Raw genomic sequence first — 16,293 nt, 5'->3', positions numbered from 1 at the left:
CTGCCGAGCCGCTCGGCAGCTTTTGCGTCAAGCCGGAGGGAGGACGAAACCGATGCTGTACGCCATTGCCCGCTGGATGGCCCGAAGGCTGAGAAAGCAGCAGAAGCTGCAGAAGTCGGTCCGCTGGCACGAGCGTTGGGGGGTCGAACGGATGACCTTGGCGGAGCGGATCGACTATGCGGGATTGCTTCACGAATGCGGGAGATCCGAGCAGGCTGTCGAACTGCTGACCTCTCTCCTGAAGCGGAACCGTCATGCCCAGGCCTATGAAAGACGAGCCCACATCTACAATGAAATGGGCAAGGAGCAGGAAGCGATCGCGGATTTGGACGCGGCGATCGAGCTGAAACCGGACTCGTACCTGGTCTGGTATACAAGAGCGATTTCCCGCAACAACCGGGGCGAATTCGAGCTGGCGGTGAGCGATTTTCTCGAGGTGCTCAGGCGGCGAGAGGATTCCAAGGCTTCTACGTATTACGAGCTCGGCAACGTCTACATGAAGATGGGGCGTTACGAGGAAGCGGAAGCCAGCTATGCCAGCGCCTGCTCGGATGAAGACTGGACGATTCCCCATTATTGGTTCCGGCGCGCTCAGGCGCTGGAGATGCTGGGTCGGCTCGACGAAGCCCGCAGCTCGCTGACCGAGGCGATTCGGATGCAGAAGGAGTGGAGCGCTCAGATCGACCGGGGGGAGGCGAACTACAAGGCGAGAACGAGATATTCTCCGGCGGCGATCGACACGTTCCTGCAAGACGCGGAGGAAGAGCACGGCTTCCTGCTGTACGAGTCGAAGCTTCGGGAAGCCGAAGGCGATCTGGAGGGCTCGCTGGCTTCCCTTCGCGACGCTCTCGAGCGCTTTCCGCACGCCCCGGACCTGCAGCTTCGCCTAGGGCAATTGCTGAGACGGCTCGATCGGCCGCAGGAAGCGGAGGAAGCGCTGAAGCGGCTCGTCTCCGAGAATTCGCTCTGGCTGCCCGGGTATATGGAGCTCTGCGCGCTGTATCGCTCGCTCGAACGGCAGGAAGATGCGGTGGACGTCCTGCTGGAGGCCAAGCGGCGTTTTCCGGAGCACCCGGTCGTTCGCTATTGGCTGGCGGACACCTATCGAGAGTGGGGGCGGGGAGACGAAGCGCTCAAGGAGAGCGACGAGCTGACGGAATTGGAGCCGTACGATCCGCTGAACTGGAGGCAGAGGGCCGAGATTCTGATCGACGCCGCCGAGTACGGCGACGCGGATGCAGCCTACACCCGGGCGCTGACGCTGAGGCCGACGGCGGAAGGCTACATGAGGCGGAGCTACTCGCGCTATATGGAGGATCGCTACGAAGAGGCGATGCTGGACATTCTCGAAGCGACCCGGCTGGACGAAAACGTGCAGAAGGAAAGCAAAACGGCGTACGCGATGGCGGAGCTGTATATGGGAATGGGCAATTACGAGCTGGCGGATGACGAGTATTCCCGCGCGTTGGGCATGGAGCCGGACAATCCGCAGATTTACGATCGGCGCGCCCGCTGCCGCTATGCGGCGGAACGGTGGGAGGATGCGCTGGCGGATTGCAACCGCGGGCTTCAACTGGCCGGCACGAACGTCCGTTTGTTATGGCTTCGCGGACTGATTCATTATCGGATGGAGGAGCTGGACGGCGCGCTGCTGGATATGACCTCTTATACGGAGCTCGTTCCGGACGATGCCCAAGGCTATTACAACTTGGGACAGCTGTACAACCGTCTGAATCGGCCCGACGAAGCGATTGCCTCGTTCACGAAAGTGATTGAGCTGAAGCCGTTCGACGCATCTGCCTATCTCGAACGGGCGTCCTTATGGTATCACCACGACTTCGACCGGATACGCGCCGTCGACGATCTGGCGCAATGGCTGCTGTACGCGGAGGCGCGTCCCCATGACGGCGACCGGTTCGAACTGCTGAGCGAAATCAGAGGCTTCGACGACGAGATGAGGGAGCGGGCCAAGGAGCAATTCCTGAGCAAGTACGGCAGCTCGCGGTACTTATCCTAGCGAATGGCAAAGGAGTTTTGGCCGAATGGATCGACTGGTTCCCGTATACGTATTGACCGGATTTCTCGGAAGCGGCAAAACGACGCTGCTGAACCGCATTCTGGACGAGGCCCGTACCGACGGGCAAAAGGTGGCCGTTCTGCTCAACGAGGTCGGCGACGCGAACGTCGAGGGCGCCTTGCTGGGCAAAGACGTTCCGATGGCGGAAATGCTGGGCGGCTGCATCTGCTGTACGATTCGCGCGGACCTCGGCATGGAGCTGGCGAAGCTTGCCCGCGACCACCGTCCCGACGCGATCTGGATCGAGACGACCGGCATCGCCCAGCCGCTCGAAGTGATGGACTCGGTAACGGAGGCCTCCCTGTACGAGAAGCTTGAGCTGAAAGGCGTCGTCGCGGTGGCGGACGCCCGGCATTTGCTCGACCGCGTCAGAGTGGGGGCGGGCAAAACCTATCGCCTCATGAGGGAACAGCTGACGGCGGCCAGCTTCGTCATCCTTAACAAAGCCGATCTTGTAGGCGCCGCCGAGCTTGACGAATTGAAGCGGCTGATCGGCGGCTGGAATCCGTCGGCCTCGCTTGTCGTCACCGTGAGAGCGCAGCTGGAGCCCGACTTGATCTATGCCGGCGTTCGGGGCGCTGAGCCGGCCGCCGGGCGAAGCCGACCGGCTTGTTCCCCCGGCTGCGCCCATGATCATGAGCATGAGCATGAACACGACGCCGATCCGGGCGGCCAGATCGGCGCCGGTCACGAACAGGTCGGCGTTCTGACGCATTACCTGTCGGGGCCGGTCGACAGCGCAGCCTTCGAGCAGTGGGTGGCCGGTTTGCCGGAAAGCGTCTATCGAAGCAAAGGAATCGTCACTTTCCGAGACACGGGCAGCCGCTTTCTGTTTCAGTACGCCTACCGGGAAAGCGACTTCTTAAAGATCAGTCCCCAAGGGACGGTGCACGACGTTCTGGTGCTGATCGGGGAGCAAATTCCGCGCGACCTTCTGGTACGGCAGCTGGAGCGATTAACCGATGCGTGAGGCGGAGTACGAAGCTCGCTCTCTCCTTGCAGCCGCTCAGCTCTCCGGCACGGAGCGCTTCAATTTGTACATGCCGCTGTGCGCGATCCGGACCGTTGTTTTAATCTCGCCGAGCACGGGATTCGCCAGCGGCGAGCTTCCGTTCGACGTCAACCGTTTCCATACCGGGTAGTGGAAGCGGTAGAGATGGTGTTCCAGACCGAGAACGTCGGCGTTCGCCTTCTGGCCCATGAGGTGGCTCGTCTTGATTTGTCGGGTGACTTCCTCCGCCGCCATGGTCTCCAGCTCCGCCTCGGTATTCCCCTTCCACAGCTCCAGAATGGTGGCTGCAGCCTCCACCTCGACGCGAAACGTCGGCTCGCCGTTGTGCAGCGACACGCGGATTTTCGACTTCGGCTTCGACAGTTGCAGGGCGGCGACTCTTTCTCCCCGATCCTTCAGCATGACCCGAGCGCCCTGCGAGCGGTTCACGACCCACCTCGTCCCGAGAAGCTTCCCGGCAGGCATCCATTTCAAGTACCGGGTGTTGCGCATGGCATAGACGCCGTTAAGCTCCAGCTGCGAATCGGGCTTGAGGTTTTCCGTCCACGTATGGCTCGTCACGGCCAGGGAGGGGAGCAGCGTCGTGAGTCCGGGCTCCCGAATTTCCCGGACGAATCGGGACAGCCGCATCGGAGCGACCATCGGGCGCTGTTCATAGTTTTTCTCGGGCGCCTGAAGAATGGAGTTCATCGGAGACAGGTTAAAGAAAGGCCGGGTGGAGAACAGCTTCCTCAGCTCGACTTCCGTTCCGAAAACCCATGGCGTGTACCGGAATTCCGGAAATCGGATGATGGAGTCGATGACGCCGAGCAAGCCCCCCTGCTTCAACGCCTTTTTCGAAAGAACGATCGCATTGAGATGTCCCCAGAACACCGTTTGCTGAGTCGTCTGGTACAGCTCGATAATCGCTTCCGTGGTCGTCTCTCCGGACGCTTTGCCCACCCAGATATTAGCCGGCCGATCGCTCTTGCCGGTCTCGGATTTGGCGACGCTGGAAAAATCGAGCTGCTGCACGTACACCTGGTAGCGTCCGTTCTCATAGTCGATGCCGATGGCGGTGAAATAGTTCACGTCCTGTATCGATTTGATGTCCCAGCACCCGGCGATCGCGAAGCAGACGGCGATCGCCCACGCGCAGCGCAGCCATTTTCTCATCTTACGTTTTCTCTCCTTGGCGGTTCGCGTCATTCGGATAGTACGAGCTTGGCCTTTTGTTATACTTGTTCCTCGGGAGCGCTATCAGCGCCATGAACGTTTCCCTATAACGAAACGGCGATAGCGGAGAGAGATAGGGAAGGCCAAACGAGGTGAGCGAGGCCAGGTAGACGACAATGAGGAAAACCGATAAAAAAAAGCCGAGCATTCCGAACAGGCAGCTCATGGAGAGCACGAACAGGCGAATAAACGTGACCGCTCCGCTTAACGACTGGTTAACGATCGTAAAATTCGCCACGGCCGTGACGGCGGAGACGACCAGCGTCGTCGGTCCGGTCAACCCGGCATTGATCGCGGCTTCCCCGACGATCAGCCCGCCGACGACCGCCACGGTCTGGCCGATCGCCTTCGGCAAGCGCATGCCCGCTTCGCGGAACAATTCGAACATTCCGATCATCAGAAACAGATCGATCGGTCCCGACAGAGGCAGCCCCAGTCTGGACACGACGATCGTGGCCAGAAGCGGGAACGGGATTTGATCGAGATTAAAGGCGGAGATCGCCACCCAGAAGCCGGGAAAGAACAGCGCGACATTCAGCCCCAAGATCCGGAGCAGACGCTCCAGAGCGACATAGTAGAAGGGAAGGTGCAAATCCTCCGGCGATTTCAGCAGCGTCATTAAGTTCGAGGGCGCCATAAGCACCATCGGAGAACCGTCGACGATTATGGCGAAGCGGCCGCGCAGCAGACCGGCGGCGATGTAGTCCGGCCTGCCCATATACTCGATCAGCGGAAAAAGAGAATAGGAGCTGTCGGACAGCGCTTCCTCCAGCAGCTGGCTCGATAACACGCCGTCGATATCGATGTTGCGGAGGCGTCTTCTCGCCTCGTCTACCAGATCGCGGTTGGCGATATCCGTGATGTACAAGAGGGCGACGGAGGTGACGCTGCGCGTCCCCAGATGAAAGTATTCCACCCCGAGGGTGGTCGTTTTCAGCCTTTTGCGGACGAGGGCGATATTCGCTTCGATCGCTTCCGTAAAGCCGTCTCGAGGCCCTTTGACGGAAATTTCGGTGTTCGATTCGCTCGTTTCGCGTTGGGGCGGGGCGGCCATCTGTACCGCTTGTATGTTTTTGCTGTCCTCGAAAAACAGCACGAGATTGCCGGAGAACACCTGCTGGACAAGATTCTCGACGGCGTCTTGTCCTTCAATGGCCAACAGCTTGTGCGTGTGAACGGGCAGCTTCGCTCCGACCGGCATTCCTTCCTCGGATTCGTGATCGAGCAGCCGTCTAAGCTGGACGTACAGAAAGTCGTTGAGCTGACGGGAATCGATCATGCCGTCGCAATAAATGAGCAGCGGATTTAAGGCGCGCGGAGCTTCTCCCTCCTCGTAATACCAGTGAACGTTAACGTCTCTTGAAGCTTCGAACAGCTTCGTCAACGTCTTATAATTCAGCTCTTCCGAAGTGAGCCGAGAAGCATGCGCGGTTTCTTCGCGTTCGTCCTTCCGACGGCTTGAACCCGAACCGTTATGCGGAGCTCGCTGGCGCGTCATGGGCTTTCCCTCGTTTCGGAGCGATCATCATCAGCAGCAGGAACGGAAACAAGTAGAAGAACGACATCATGATCGGAAAATAGGCGCCGAGGAAATCCAGGAAGTTCGCGTCGCTGATTCGGGCGTCCGAAGCCAGAAACACGATCAGGATGCCGACCAGAGGCATCAGAATTCGCCGGCTCTTGCTTCCGGTCAGCTGAAGCAGGTCGAATAGGAGATAGAAGGCGAGCGCGACGCGGATCAGCGTTCCGGACATCCATTGGTAGATGGACAGGAAGTCGAGGTGGGAGATGAATTTGCCGATCATGACCATTCTCCATTGCTCGAACGCCGGGTAGCGCTGATCGGCGGCCTCGAATGGACCGAAGATCGTAATCGCGGCCAGAAGCGGGCCGAAGACCAGGCCGGTGACGGCGAGCGTAAGCGCCAGAAGCGGAAGCCGCCGGAATTTATTGCTCAGATGCTGCTGCATGCCGAGCAGAAGGGTGAACTCGGCAAGCCCTCCCAACGTATACTGGGTTCCGCGCAGAATCGATGCCGCGCTGTTGCTGAGCAAGGGAAACATATAGCTGTAATCCTTGAATTGAAAGTTGACGCTCATGACAAACAGGCCGAAAACGATGACCATAGGCAGCAGAATGCCGGCGGCGATCGAGATCGCGCGCAGCCCGGCGAACGCCGCGGACACGGCCGAGAACACGACCAGGGCGATCGTTAGCGGGAACGGCGTCTTGGGCAGGTAGGTCACTTTGGTCCAGACGGTCGTGTCTCGGACGGTGATGTACAGAATCATCATGCAGAGCGCAGCGATCGGAAGAACGACGCACCAGGCGACAGCTGCGTTATAGTTCTGCTGAAACCACCGGAAGAGCGACTGCTGTTCGGTCAGCTTCATAATCTGGTAGATGACGATCGTCCACAGGATCAGAGGCGGTATGGCCAGAAGCGCGCTGACCCAGGAATCCCGATAGGCGGATTGCAGGATGAGCGGGACAACAATGACGTGATTCGTAATGCCGATAGCCAGATTAAACAGCAGCATGGTTTGGATAACGCTGATTTTCGTCCTTTTCATAGCCGAACAGGTTCCCTCCTCCATGTTCTGGTTAGTATGATCGGATCGTCATGGGCGTATGCAATTAATGGAATCCCAAATCCGTTGAACATTCCGCCGGGCTCGGTTATGCTGTTAATTGCGGGCCGCTCGGATGCGGCTTCGGGGAGTCGGACAGTTGGATAACGGATCGGCGGGAGGAATCGGATGGATTGGATTCGTGTGGAAACGATGGAGCAGCTGAAGGAAGCTTTCGCCGTACGGATGGAAGTGTTCGTGAAGGAACAGGGCGTACCCGCCGACGTCGAGCTGGACGAGTACGACGACTCTCCGGATGCCTGCCGCCACTATATTGTGAGATCGGGCGGCGATACGATCGCGGCCGGAAGATACCGGACTTACGAGCCCGGAGTCGCCAAAATGCAGCGGATTGCCGTGCGGAAGCGACACCGCGGAAAGGGAGTGGGGGCGTTTCTGCTGAAGGCGATGGAGGAGGAGGCGGGGAGAGAGGGCTATCGCGCCTCGATTCTCGATGCCCAATGCTCGGCGGAAGCCTTTTATCTCAAGCAAGGGTACGCGACCGTATCGAAAGAGCCTTTCCTCGACGCGGGGATTCCGCACGTACGAATGAGCAAAAGGCTGGATTTGTAAGTTAATGCGCGAAAAATCGTTAATTTTTCGTTAAATGGAGAAACCTTTGTCCCTTTTTGGCGTTATATCCTATGATCGTCAAGCGAGTGGAACCCACCATCTTAGATTTTAGAAGGAGCACAGTATGAAGAAGAGGTTTACGCTGTTATTGCTTTCGGCACTTATGATGTTATCCTTCCCATGGCCTTCGACCGCGCTGGCCGAGACGAGCGCGGTCGGTCTGGAAAAGCTGATTCTCACCAGAGAGTCCAATGAAATCCTGCATAACGGCGTCTCGGTCACAGCTCCGCAGCCGCTGACCGAGGTCAAAGGCGTCACCTATGTGGCGGCCAGAACGTTCATGAACGAAATCTACGGAACGATTGTTTACGATTCCAAGAGCAAGAGGTATACGCTGTCCAGCGGAGATCAAGTTCTCGTCCTGACCGCGGACAAATCGACCTATACGTTGAACGGAGCTTCGAAGAGAATGACCGGAGCGCCCTACGTTCTGAAGGGAACGCTTATGCTGCCGGTCCGGGTGGCCGCCCAGAGCTTCGGCCTGACGATGAGATCGCTGCCCGCGACGAAGCAGATTGAATTGACGTGGTCGAACGCGCCGATCGCCAAGTTTTCCGTATCGGATCTGAATCCGTACGCCCAGCAGACGGAAGTCCGGTATGTGGACGAAGCCTATCATCCCAGCGGAATGGCCATCGTCGAGGAGCGTTGGGAGAATAAATACGATGTTTTCGAACAACCGGGAACCTACGTCGTCACGCGCTGGGTCAAGGACCAAAACGGCAGGTGGAGCGAGCCTTACTCGGTTACGATTACGGTCAAACCGCCCAATCAGCCTCCGGTAGCGCAATTCACGACCGATAAGACGACGTATAAGATGGGCGAATTGATTACGTACACCGATCTGAGCACCGACGACGAGAATGCGATCGCCAGCACCGTATGGACGAACGCGGAGCGCGGCTTTTTCGAGCCGGGACAGCAGACGATCACGCTCAAAGTGACCGACGTTCACGGCGAGGCGGACGAAATCTCCAAGACGCTCACGATTCTCGACGAAATGCTGTATACGAAGGAAGAGTTTAACCTTCTGTACACGGATATCGGAGAGAAATTCGATATGGACGGGGCCAAGGTGCTTCAGTGGCCGACGGTTCCTTACAACATCAACGATCGTCAGCAGACGCTCATTCGCGCCAACAGCCCGGAGACGATCCGCGAAGAGGGCATCTACTATGAAGACATGGTGTCCGGCGACGTCCGGTTCCTGCTTCACAATCAGAACGGCCGCGCCAAGCCGGTCAAAATCTACATCATCCTGACGAACAACAACCTCGAGCCGGCCACCGTACGCATGGGCGCCAAGGGGATGGCCGGTCCGAACCCGATCGTATCGACGGTAGGACGAGCGGTCACGGGAAGATTCCTGGAGTCGCTGCTTTCGCCGCAGTATACGTACTTGCAGGTCCCACCGGGAGAGAGTCGAATGATCTTCCAGGAGTACAGCGACAAGCCGGTTAAGCCGGGCGACGTATACTCGATGTTCGCGGACGTATGGATGAGCGCTTCGCTCGATTTCAAGGTCGTCGTCGTGGACGCGGACCGCGACGTCATGAGCGCGCTCCCGGACTTGACCATTTTGCCGAGCAACGACCGGCACGTTCGCGGCACGTTCGACAACGCCAACCGCATCATGTACGTGAATCAGACGCTCGGCGCGGAGAATAGCCGAATGGTGCTGGCCGACAACGTGATCGACACGAGAATATCCGGCATCGACAAGACGACTTTGACGCCTGTTCTGAACGCCGGCAACTACGGCGTACTGTATACGATCCAGCTGAACAACGTGCTGCCTCGTACGGCGATCGTGCTCAGCCCTCGCGGCGGGCATTATGCCGGAGCGTTCACGGTAAACGGAGAGGTCGTCTACACGACGAACACGAGCATTCTGCGCAATACGAACGAGCTTGGCATGCTGTACAAGACAGGAGACGCGTCGGAGTCGGTGACCATCACGTTCACGCCGGCCAACGGAAGCATGCTGCCTATCAATCTCTTATTTATGCCGCTGCCGACTCACTAGATTGGCAGAGTCGCAGAGGATCGAAGCGGCCTTGGGGAAATCCCGAGGCCGCTTTTGTCGCGTTTGAAGGCGAAGCCCGCTTGTTCCGGCTAAATGTCCAAATGTTGACACTGATAATCATTATCAATTAAACTGAAGGAAGATGGGAAAAGGAGCTGTGAATCTGCGATGCGAATATCGACCAACCCGGGGGAGCTGGCGTTTCATTTCTCTTCCGTCAAGAGATTGTCGGACGACGAACTGGTGGCGGCTCCGCTGGGAAAGGGAATTGTGTATAAGAAAGAAGCGGCCGAGGAATGGGTGGAGCTCAGCGACGGGCTGACGGAGCAAACGCACATCAACCGGCTTCAAGTCTACGAGGATCGACTGTACGCCTGCGCCAACAAAGGGCTGTTCGCTTGCGAGGAAGGGACATGGAGCCCCGCCGGACTGTCGCTGGGCTGCTACCAGTACAGGCGATTCGGGGCGGTCGGCTTGGCGGCGACGGTGTGCGGCCTCTGGTATACAGAGGGGGAAGAATGGCGGATGATGATGCGATCGGATGTCACCGTATACGATTTTCTGTACTTGCCTCATTACGTCGTGCTCGGAACGAACGAAGGCGTGTCGATCCTGGACCGGCTCACGACAAGCTGGATTCATTGCAAGCTGGATACGGCCGTCACGAGCCTGGCCGTGCATCGCGGCGTCATCATCGGCGCAACGGAGCACGGCGAGCTGCTGATCGGCAATCAGCGCGGCGGCTTCGATCGTTATCGGATGTCCGGCGCCTTTATTTTTTCGATCGTTGACCGGGGATCGGAAATTTTCGCCTGCACCGATCGCGGCTTGTATCGGGTCGGCACGATCGGCGGCCGGGTTTCATTAATGGCATTAAAGATAGGCTGCCAGGTGACGGATGTCGATGCGGACGACCGGCGCTATTATATGGCGACGCTATTCGAAGGCATTCAGTGCATGGCCCGTTAATCGTCGGCAGATGAAGATCGAGAACGGTCCGGGGCAAGAGGAAAATCGACGATAAACGCGCTGCCCGCCCCGAGGCTGCTCTTGACGCGGATCGATCCGCCGTGAAGCTCGGCCAGCGAACGGCTGATCGAGAGACCGAGGCCGGCCCCGCCGTTCTTACGGACACGGGAACCGTCGACGCGGTAGAAGCGCTCGAACAGGCGGGGCAAATGCTCGGGAGCAATGCCCGGTCCGTTGTCCTCGACCGTCAGTTCGATTCCGCGCGGGCAGGGCCGTACGGCGATCGAAATGACGCCGGCCGACGGATCGGTATGCTGCACCGCATTATGGAACAGGTTCAGGGCGATCTGCTTCGCCTTGTCGACGTCCAGCGGGATCCGGGCGGTCTGCTGCAGATCGAACTTGATCAAGCGCTGGCCGGCCAACAGCTTGAATTGAGGCTCCATCTCGCGCAGGATGGAGCTTAAGTCCGTGGGCACGAGCTGCGCCTCCCAGTCCCGGTCCGCCTTGGCGAGAAGGAGCAGGTCCCGAACGAGCTTGTTGATCCGTTCGGACTCCCCGTGCATGCTTCGCAGCGCCTTGTCTAGCTGCTCGGGATCCGTCGCGGCTCCCCGCAGCAGCACTTCAAGGAAGCCGTGAATCGACGTGAGCGGCGTCCTCAGCTCGTGCGAGGCGTCCGAGACGAACCGGCGCATGCGCTCCCGGCCTTCCTGTTCGGCGCGAAATGAATGTTCGAGCCGCTCCAGCATCCGGTTGAACGAGTGCGACAGCCGATCGATCTCCGTCGGACCGGCAGGCGTCGGCAGACGCTCGTTCAGCTTGCCGGAATCGATCCGCTCCACGGTATCCACCATGCGGGAGAGCGGCGTCAGCGTTCGGCGGATGGCAGGCAGGAACAGCAGCAGTGCTCCGACGAGAGCAGCGAACGCGATCGCCAGATACAGCTTCAACTGGCGGCGGAGTTCGGCCTTCAACGGTCCCGTTCCGGTGGCGACCTGCACGACCCCGATATTTCCCTGGAACGATCGGACCGGCTGCAGGACGACCAGCTGCTGGCCGCCCGCCCCGTTAACGATGCGGAACAGCGGCCCGTTTCTGCGCGATCTTTCGGCCGCGAGCCGGTAATCGGCGTCCGTCATTCGGGGAACGTCGCTCTCGCTCTCGGCTCCGTTCGTCGTTAGAACGGTAAGCTTGCCCTGCTTGTTCAGGTAGGCGACGGACGAGGAAGGGAAGAAGACGAACGGCTCCAATGGACTTCGACGGCCGGAGGAAGTCAGACGCTCCCATATCTCGCCGGGCACCGAAATCACTTGCCGCTGAATGGCGGCGGCCCGGTTCTGGTAAATGAAACGCTCCATATACCAATACTGCGACAATCCGATGACGAGCAGCAGCCCCGCAAGGATGAGCAGAATGCGGGACAGCAGCTGGTCGCGAAGCGAGCGGGGGAACAGCAGGGGACGAAGCTCGCTGAGCCAGGACGACCGCCGGTTCATCCTAGATCCACCCGATAGCCCGCGCCCCGGATCGTCCGGATAACCCGATGCTCGCGATCCTGCAGCTTGTCCCGAAGAGAGCGGATATAGACCTCCACGATGTTGTCCTCGCCGCCGAAGTCGTATCCCCATACCCGATCGAGAATCGCGCTTTTGCTCAGCACATGTCCGTGGTGGAATACGAGATGCTTAAGCAGCTCGAACTCCGTCGGAGACAGCTCCAGCGTGCGGTCGCGATAGCGGAATTCCTTGCGAACGGCGTCCACCGTGAACGGTCCGACCGATACTTCCTCCAGCAGCTGGGGAAATTGATTGCGCACCCTCGCCTGAATTCGCGCCAGAAGCTCCGCAAAGCTGAACGGCTTGGGCATATAGTCGTCCGCGCCGATCGACAGCCCCTTCACGCGATCCTCCACCACTTCTCTTGCTGTGAGCATAATGACGGCTACAGGCCTGGCGTTCTTCAGCGCACGGCAAACCTCGAATCCGTCCATCCCCGGCATCATGACGTCGAGAATGACGACGTGAGGGGCGAAGCGATCCGCGACGGAAAGTGCCTCCAGACCGTCCTGAGCGGTCTCCACCTTAAAGCCTTCATTCACGAGCCCCAGCTCCAGAAACTGCAAAATATTCGGCTCGTCGTCAACGAGCATCACTTTGATTCCTTTCCCTTGCAAGGCCATTTCATATCCTCCTGCGGCATCTCTTCGTCATTTTCATTATGAAGGATTCAGCTTAACCTGCGCTGAGAGAAAACTGAAAGAATGCTGAAAGGCATGCTCAGCAAACATTCAGCGCGGCCTCATCTGAAGCTAAGGTTCTGCTCTCATAATAGGCGGCAAGATTAAGCAAAGCGATGGTGAACGAGACGGATGAAGAGGAAAATTGTGGGATGGACAGTATCGGTCGCCGTCATCGCGGCAGGAGCATGGGGCGGCTACCGGTACTTCGACGGCAAGGAGGAGCCGCCTCTCGCGTCCGCGATGGCGACGGCGCCGGTACGCAAAGGAACGATCGAGGTCAAGGTGGGCGGAACCGGCCAGATTCAGCCAGCCGACAGGCAGACGGTTACGGCCGGCAAGGGCGGCACGGTCCGCAAGGTGCACGTCAAGAAGGGAGATACGGTCAAAAAAGGGGATCTGCTCGTTACCTACGAGGAAGAGGACGTCTCCGGTCAGCTGCGGAGCAAGGAGATCGAATTGAAGAAAAAAAAGCTCGAGCTTCAGGACTTGCAGACGAAGTTCAAGTCGGCTCCCGACGACGAGAGCCGCGAGGAGGTAGCGCTCAGCATTCAGAAACAGGAGCTGGACATCGAGAGCGTGCAGGCGGACATCGCCTCGCTGCAGACCGATAAGGGCGTCGATCCGATCGTGGCTCCGATCGACGGCATGCTGACGTCGTTCGAAGTGAAGGAGGGGGATTCCCTGAATCCGAATTCGACGGTCGGGGAGATCGTCGATTATGCGCAGCTGCAGATGGTCGTCGGTATCGACGAGCTCGATATTCCGAAGGTCGAACTGGAGCAGGAGGCAGCCATTCTGGTCGAGGCTCTGCCCGACCAAAGCTTCGCCGGCAAGGTCGTGGCTATCGCCGACGAAGGGACGTCGAGCAACGGGGTCGCTTCCTTCGACGTGACGATCGCTCTGTCGGAAGCCGCCAACCTGAAAGTCGGCATGTCGGCCGAAGCGAGCATTCTGACGGCGCAGAAGACGGACGCCCTATACGTGCCTGTCGAAGCGGTACAGTCGTCGCAGGGCAAATATTTCGTGCTCGTCCCCGCCACCGCGGCCGAGGCGCCTTCCGCCGCTCCTTCCGCGGAGGCGGAAGCTTCGCAGAGCGGGGCGGAAAGGCAGACCGGAGAAGCCGGGCAAGAGCGGAGCCGGAACGGACAAGCGCCGGCCGGCGCTTCCGGGGAGCTCTCCCCGAGAGGAGCCGCTCCGGGAGAGGGCATGCCCGGAAATCTGTCTGAGGAGGAGAGGGCGGCCATGCGGGAGCGGTTGGCGTCCGGACAGGGGCCAGACGGTACAGCCGCCGGAGCGACCCAGACGGCTAGGGTGGAGGTCGCAGTCGGCGTCAACAACGAGGATCGCATCGAAATCGTGTCAGGTTTGAAGGAAGGGGATCTCGTCGTTCTCCCGACGGCGACAGCGGCAAGCGCTTCGCGAACGAACATGCAGAGCGGCTTCCCCGGCCTAGGGGCCGGGGGCGGCATCCCCGGGGCGGGGGGAGCCGGCTTCAGCGGCGGAGGCGGAATGGCCGGCGGCCGGCCGGGCGCGGGCGGTGGACGCTGATGAACGAACAGAAGTCCGCTTCGGCGGATGCGCTGATCCGCATCCGTCGTCTGACGAAAATTTATCGCATGGGCGGAGAAACGCTGAAAGCGCTGGACGATGCCAGCTTGACGGTGAACGAGGGAGATTTCCTGGCGATCGTCGGCCCTTCGGGCTCCGGCAAGTCGACGCTGATGAACGTCATCGGCTGTCTGGACACGCCCTCCTCCGGGGAATACTGGCTGGCCGGCGAGGAAGTCAGCCGGCTGGGAGAGAACAAGCTTGCGGAAATTCGCAACCGCAAAATCGGTTTTATTTTTCAAGGCTTTAATCTGCTGCCCCGGCTAACCGCGGTCGAGAACGTGGAGCTGCCGCTGATCTACCGCGGCGTTCCCGCCAGGCAGCGCCGGCAGCATGCCGTGGAGGCGCTCGGCAAGGTCGGCCTGGCGGACCGTCTGCACCATCGGCCGGTCGAGCTGTCCGGCGGCCAGCAGCAGCGCGTAGCGATCGCCAGGGCGCTAGCCGGCAACCCGCCGATTCTGCTGGCGGATGAGCCGACCGGGGCGCTCGATACGAAAACGGGCATCGAGGTGATGGGCTTCATCCGGGAGCTGAACGCACTGGGCCATACGATCGTGCTGATCACGCACGATCCGGGCGTATCCCGGCAGGCCAGAAGAATCGTCCGCATTCAGGACGGCCGGCTGCAGGAAGAGGAGGCGGGACCGGTATGAGCGTGACGCAAGCCTTCAAGATGGCGATCAAGAGCATTCTGTCCAACAAGCTGAGATCGCTGCTGACGATGCTCGGCATCATTATCGGAGTGACGGCGGTCATCTCGCTCGTCGCTCTGGGACAGGGTGCGACGAAATCCGTCACCGAGCAGGTGCAGAGCCTCGGCACGAATCTGCTGACCGTCAACATATTGGGACGCGGTTCGACGAATTCGCTGGACGTCGCGGAGGCGACCGCGATCGGCGAAGAGGTCGAAGGCGTTCAATATATCGCTCCGGCGAATACGCAGAACGCAACGGTTAAATTCGGGTCGTTGAGCGCAAGCGTCAACGTGGTCGGAACGAATGCCGACTATCTCTTCGTTCGGGAATATCAGCTGGCGGACGGGCGCTTTCTCGCCCAGATCGATCTGGACGTGTACCAGAAGGTGGCCGTTCTCGGCTCTGCGACGGCCGAAGAGCTGTTCGGCTTCGCCGACCCGGTGGGCGAGTACGTCCGGATTCAAGGCACCCGCTACAAGGTGGTCGGCGTGCTTGCGGAGAAGGGCAGCTCGATGACGGGGTCGAACGACGAGGTCGTCCTCATTCCGGAGACGTCCTTCGAGCGATTGTTCAAGACGAGGGGCGTGCGCACGATCTATGTGCAGGTCGAAACGACCGAACAGATGGATTCGGTCGTCGCGAGTCTGGAGCAGGCGCTGAGCGAGCGCTTTAGGGGCGACACCGACAGCTATCGGGTGTTTAACCAGAGCGAGGCGCTGTCCGCGCTGACCTCCGTATCCGACACGCTCACGCTCGCGCTGGCCGGCATTGCCGGCATCTCCCTGCTCGTCGGGGGGATCGGCATTATGAACATTATGCTCGTGTCGGTGACCGAGAGGACGCGGGAGATCGGCATTCGCAAAGCGATCGGCGCCAAAAAGCGGGACATTCTGATTCAGTTTCTGATCGAATCGATGGCGCTCAGCGGGCTGGGCGGGCTGCTCGGCATCGCCATCGGCGTCGGAGCGGCGAGAGGCGCATCGTCCGCCTTGAATATGGAGACCGTGTTCTCCGCGAACGTCATTCTGATCGCATTCGCGTTCTCGGTCGGAATCGGCGTCGTGTTCGGCATGTTTCCGGCGAACAAGGCCGCCAGACTGAAGCCGATCGACGCGCTTCGATTCGAGTGACGGCCGCCCGGCTCTTCGGCTGGATGTCGAGCGTTGGTCGCGGGCCGTCATGCAGGAAA

Annotated in this window: 13 protein-coding genes; 8 read left to right on the top strand and 5 right to left on the bottom strand. The window is 59.7% G+C overall.

The features are described 5' to 3' along the window. Window positions 1-52 precede the first annotated feature (52 nt). Together ACFO3S_RS06605 and ACFO3S_RS06600 are read left to right on the top strand one after the other, a co-directional pair. Window positions 53-2,017, top strand: a complete 1,965-nt coding sequence (locus tag ACFO3S_RS06605) for a tetratricopeptide repeat protein (RefSeq protein ID WP_378093591.1) — start codon at window positions 53-55, stop codon at window positions 2,015-2,017. A 25-nt stretch (window positions 2,018-2,042) separates the two neighbouring features. Then, window positions 2,043-3,047 carry a CobW family GTP-binding protein gene (locus tag ACFO3S_RS06600; RefSeq protein ID WP_378093589.1) on the top strand — a complete coding sequence of 335 codons (1,005 nt, stop codon included), beginning with the start codon at window positions 2,043-2,045 and terminating at the stop codon, window positions 3,045-3,047. Window positions 3,048-3,083: 36 nt separating this feature from the next. Here the strand turns inward: ACFO3S_RS06600 and ACFO3S_RS06595 are convergent, their stop codons facing one another. Genes ACFO3S_RS06595 through ACFO3S_RS06585 form a run of 3 tightly spaced genes read right to left on the bottom strand, consistent with a single transcriptional unit; the run spans window position 3,084 to window position 6,877 of the window. Then, on the bottom strand, window positions 3,084-4,244 hold the full coding sequence (locus ACFO3S_RS06595; protein WP_378093587.1) for a Ger(x)C family spore germination protein: 1,161 nt from the start codon (window positions 4,242-4,244) through the stop codon (window positions 3,084-3,086). Window position 4,245: 1 nt separating this feature from the next. Further along, window positions 4,246-5,802, bottom strand: a complete 1,557-nt coding sequence (locus tag ACFO3S_RS06590) for a spore germination protein (protein WP_378093585.1) — start codon at window positions 5,800-5,802, stop codon at window positions 4,246-4,248. Continuing rightward, window positions 5,777-6,877: a GerAB/ArcD/ProY family transporter gene (locus tag ACFO3S_RS06585; protein ID WP_378093582.1), complete on the bottom strand. Its 1,101-nt coding sequence runs from the start codon at window positions 6,875-6,877 to the stop codon at window positions 5,777-5,779. The genes ACFO3S_RS06590 and ACFO3S_RS06585 overlap by 26 nt, the downstream gene beginning before the upstream one ends. A 186-nt stretch (window positions 6,878-7,063) precedes the next feature. Between ACFO3S_RS06585 and ACFO3S_RS06580 the strand changes: the two genes are divergently transcribed. The 3 genes from ACFO3S_RS06580 to ACFO3S_RS06570 all read left to right on the top strand — a co-directional run bounded on the left by ACFO3S_RS06580 (window position 7,064) and on the right by ACFO3S_RS06570 (window position 10,562). Then, a complete protein-coding gene (locus ACFO3S_RS06580; protein WP_378093580.1) occupies window positions 7,064-7,507 on the top strand; it encodes a GNAT family N-acetyltransferase in 444 nt (147 codons plus the stop codon). A 124-nt stretch (window positions 7,508-7,631) separates the two neighbouring features. After that, window positions 7,632-9,593, top strand: a complete 1,962-nt coding sequence (locus ACFO3S_RS06575) for a copper amine oxidase N-terminal domain-containing protein (RefSeq protein WP_378093578.1) — start codon at window positions 7,632-7,634, stop codon at window positions 9,591-9,593. Between the two features lie 168 nt (window positions 9,594-9,761). Beyond that, window positions 9,762-10,562, top strand: coding sequence for a hypothetical protein (locus tag ACFO3S_RS06570; RefSeq protein WP_378093576.1), 801 nt, complete (start codon window positions 9,762-9,764; stop codon window positions 10,560-10,562). On the opposite strand, the gene ACFO3S_RS06565 is transcribed toward ACFO3S_RS06570, so the two are convergent. Together ACFO3S_RS06565 and ACFO3S_RS06560 are read right to left on the bottom strand one after the other, a co-directional pair. Continuing rightward, the gene (locus tag ACFO3S_RS06565; RefSeq protein ID WP_378093574.1) at window positions 10,559-12,058 is read right to left on the bottom strand and encodes a sensor histidine kinase; all 1,500 of its coding nucleotides are present in this window, start codon (window positions 12,056-12,058) and stop codon (window positions 10,559-10,561) included. The genes ACFO3S_RS06570 and ACFO3S_RS06565 overlap by 4 nt on opposite strands. Beyond that, complete coding sequence (locus ACFO3S_RS06560; protein WP_378093572.1) at window positions 12,055-12,741, bottom strand: response regulator transcription factor; 687 nt, start codon at window positions 12,739-12,741, stop codon at window positions 12,055-12,057. Before ACFO3S_RS06560 ends, ACFO3S_RS06565 begins: the two co-directional genes overlap by 4 nt. A gap of 204 nt (window positions 12,742-12,945) precedes the next feature. Here ACFO3S_RS06560 and ACFO3S_RS06555 point away from each other — a divergent pair, with 204 nt between their 5' ends. Genes ACFO3S_RS06555 through ACFO3S_RS06545 form a run of 3 tightly spaced genes read left to right on the top strand, consistent with a single transcriptional unit; the run spans window position 12,946 to window position 16,234 of the window. Further along, window positions 12,946-14,349, top strand: a complete 1,404-nt coding sequence (locus ACFO3S_RS06555) for an efflux RND transporter periplasmic adaptor subunit (protein WP_378093570.1) — start codon at window positions 12,946-12,948, stop codon at window positions 14,347-14,349. Further along, window positions 14,349-15,062 carry an ABC transporter ATP-binding protein gene (locus ACFO3S_RS06550; protein ID WP_378093568.1) on the top strand — a complete coding sequence of 238 codons (714 nt, stop codon included), beginning with the start codon at window positions 14,349-14,351 and terminating at the stop codon, window positions 15,060-15,062. Before ACFO3S_RS06555 ends, ACFO3S_RS06550 begins: the two co-directional genes overlap by 1 nt. Further along, window positions 15,059-16,234 (top strand): ABC transporter permease, encoded by a 1,176-nt coding sequence (locus ACFO3S_RS06545; protein WP_378093566.1) that lies wholly within the window; start codon window positions 15,059-15,061, stop codon window positions 16,232-16,234. Before ACFO3S_RS06550 ends, ACFO3S_RS06545 begins: the two co-directional genes overlap by 4 nt. Window positions 16,235-16,293: the final 59 nt, after the last annotated feature.

Origin of the sequence: Cohnella hongkongensis (assembly GCF_042654645.1) — a bacterium.
In the GTDB taxonomy this organism is placed as follows: Bacteria; Bacillota; Bacilli; order Paenibacillales; family Paenibacillaceae; genus Cohnella; species Cohnella hongkongensis.
The sequence above is the reverse complement of the archived record's forward strand: the minus strand, read 5'-3'. Positions and strand labels throughout refer to the sequence as shown.

Bases quoted from the DNA above. Each gene is read 5' to 3' on its own strand.
- ACFO3S_RS06605 (WP_378093591.1), top strand. From the start codon at position 53: ATGCTGTACGCCATTGCCCGCTGGATGGCCCGAAGGCTGAGAAAGCAG.
- ACFO3S_RS06600 (WP_378093589.1), top strand. From the start codon at position 2,043: ATGGATCGACTGGTTCCCGTATACGTATTGACCGGATTTCTCGGAAGC.
- ACFO3S_RS06595 (WP_378093587.1), bottom strand. From the start codon at position 4,244: ATGAGAAAATGGCTGCGCTGCGCGTGGGCGATCGCCGTCTGCTTCGCG.
- ACFO3S_RS06590 (WP_378093585.1), bottom strand. From the start codon at position 5,802: ATGACGCGCCAGCGAGCTCCGCATAACGGTTCGGGTTCAAGCCGTCGG.
- ACFO3S_RS06585 (WP_378093582.1), bottom strand. From the start codon at position 6,877: ATGAAAAGGACGAAAATCAGCGTTATCCAAACCATGCTGCTGTTTAAT.
- ACFO3S_RS06580 (WP_378093580.1), top strand. From the start codon at position 7,064: ATGGATTGGATTCGTGTGGAAACGATGGAGCAGCTGAAGGAAGCTTTC.
- ACFO3S_RS06575 (WP_378093578.1), top strand. From the start codon at position 7,632: ATGAAGAAGAGGTTTACGCTGTTATTGCTTTCGGCACTTATGATGTTA.
- ACFO3S_RS06570 (WP_378093576.1), top strand. From the start codon at position 9,762: ATGCGAATATCGACCAACCCGGGGGAGCTGGCGTTTCATTTCTCTTCC.
- ACFO3S_RS06565 (WP_378093574.1), bottom strand. From the start codon at position 12,058: ATGAACCGGCGGTCGTCCTGGCTCAGCGAGCTTCGTCCCCTGCTGTTC.
- ACFO3S_RS06560 (WP_378093572.1), bottom strand. From the start codon at position 12,741: ATGGCCTTGCAAGGGAAAGGAATCAAAGTGATGCTCGTTGACGACGAG.
- ACFO3S_RS06550 (WP_378093568.1), top strand. From the start codon at position 14,349: ATGAACGAACAGAAGTCCGCTTCGGCGGATGCGCTGATCCGCATCCGT.
- ACFO3S_RS06545 (WP_378093566.1), top strand. From the start codon at position 15,059: ATGAGCGTGACGCAAGCCTTCAAGATGGCGATCAAGAGCATTCTGTCC.